The organism is Microbacterium sp. zg.Y909 (genome assembly GCF_024626565.1).
This window is the reverse complement of record NZ_JANJFJ010000659.1, coordinates 1-1,271: the sequence shown is the minus strand read 5'-3', so window position 1 is coordinate 1,271 and position 1,271 is coordinate 1. Positions and strand designations below refer to the sequence as shown.

Genomic DNA, 1,271 nt, shown 5'->3' with positions numbered 1-1,271 from the left:
GTGCGCGATACTGGGATCGAACCAGTGACCTCTTCCGTGTCAGGGAAGCGCGCTACCGCTGCGCCAATCGCGCCCGTAAGGGCTGTTCAGTTCTGAGTGGAGGTGGCGACGGGATTCGAACCCGTGTAAACGGCTTTGCAGGCCGGTGCCTAGCCGCTCGGCCACGCCACCGTGTGGTTTGACCCCACGTGCCATGGAACCTCCGGAGAGGTTCCGTACACTCGAGCGGATGACGAGACTCGAACTCGCGACCCCAACCTTGGCAAGGTTGTGCGCTACCAACTGCGCTACATCCGCATTTCGCACCGGATCTCCCCGGCACTTGAATGACTTTAGCCGACTCCGCGCCGAGTGCAAAACCGGCGGCGCCCCGCGCGTGTCTGGCCCTCGTGGTTCGGAGCCGGTCGTGGCATCCGGTATGCTCGTTGAGGCCCCTCGGGGCGACGGGCGATTGGCGCAGTTGGTAGCGCGCTTCCTTCACACGGAAGAGGTCATCAGTTCGAGTCTGGTATCGCCCACCACAGAGACCCCCGGTTCGCCCGGGGGTTTCGTCGTTTCCGGCAGAAGCCGGATGCCGGGCCCTCAGAGCCAGCCGCGCTCCTCCGCGGCCAGCGTCGCCTGCTGGCGGGTCCCCACGGCGAGCTTCGTCAGTACCGCCGACACGTGGTTGCGCACGGTTCCGGGGGCCAGCGACAGCGTGCGGGCGATCTGCCCCGTCGTCTCCCCGCGTCGCCCGGCCCGCAGCACGTCGAGCTCGCGCGCGGTCAGCGGGCAGCGCTCGTCGCTCAGCGCGTCCGCGGCGATCTCGGGGTCGACGTATCGTGCGCCGGCGGCAACTCGCCGGATGACGGCGGCCACCTCGTCCGCGCCGCGGGACTTCGGGAGGAACCCGGCGACACCGGAGGCCAGTGCGCGCCGTAGCACGCCCGGACGCGCATGACGCGTCACGATGACGCAGCGCGTGGAAACGGTGCGACTGAGGCGCTCGGAGACTTCGACGCCGTCCAGGTGCGGCATCTCGAGGTCGAGCAGGCACACGTCCGGCTTCAGCCGCACCGCTTCGGCTAGGGCGTGGGCGCCGTCGGTGCACTCGGCGACGACGTCGATGTCGTCCTCCAGGCGCAGCAGCGCCGCCAACGCCGACCGGATCATCCCCTCGTCGTCGGCGAGGAGCACCCGGATCACGACCGAACCCCGACCTGGGCGGGCACGGTCATGCTGACGGCGAACTCCCGCGGTGCGCGGCGCACATCGAGCACTCCCCCGGCGTC

General features: G+C 69.4%; 1 protein-coding gene and 4 tRNA genes. 1 reads left to right on the top strand and 4 read right to left on the bottom strand.

Annotation, left to right across the window (positions count from 1 at the left end; translation table 11 throughout):
- Position 1: 1 nt before the first annotated feature.
- The 3 genes from NQ160_RS23905 to NQ160_RS23895 all read right to left on the bottom strand — a co-directional run bounded on the left by NQ160_RS23905 (position 2) and on the right by NQ160_RS23895 (position 297).
- Positions 2-73 (bottom strand) — tRNA-Val (locus NQ160_RS23905).
- A gap of 24 nt (positions 74-97) precedes the next feature.
- A tRNA-Cys gene (locus NQ160_RS23900) sits at positions 98-171 on the bottom strand.
- A gap of 53 nt (positions 172-224) precedes the next feature.
- A tRNA-Gly gene (locus NQ160_RS23895) sits at positions 225-297 on the bottom strand.
- Positions 298-445: 148 nt separating this feature from the next.
- On the opposite strand from NQ160_RS23895, the gene NQ160_RS23890 reads away from it, so the two are divergent.
- Positions 446-521 (top strand) — tRNA-Val (locus NQ160_RS23890).
- A 61-nt stretch (positions 522-582) separates the two neighbouring features.
- Here NQ160_RS23890 and NQ160_RS23885 read toward each other — a convergent pair.
- Entirely contained in the window at positions 583-1,185 is a 603-nt protein-coding gene (locus tag NQ160_RS23885; RefSeq protein ID WP_257517469.1) for a response regulator, read from the bottom strand.
- Between the last annotated feature and the right edge of the window lie 86 nt (positions 1,186-1,271).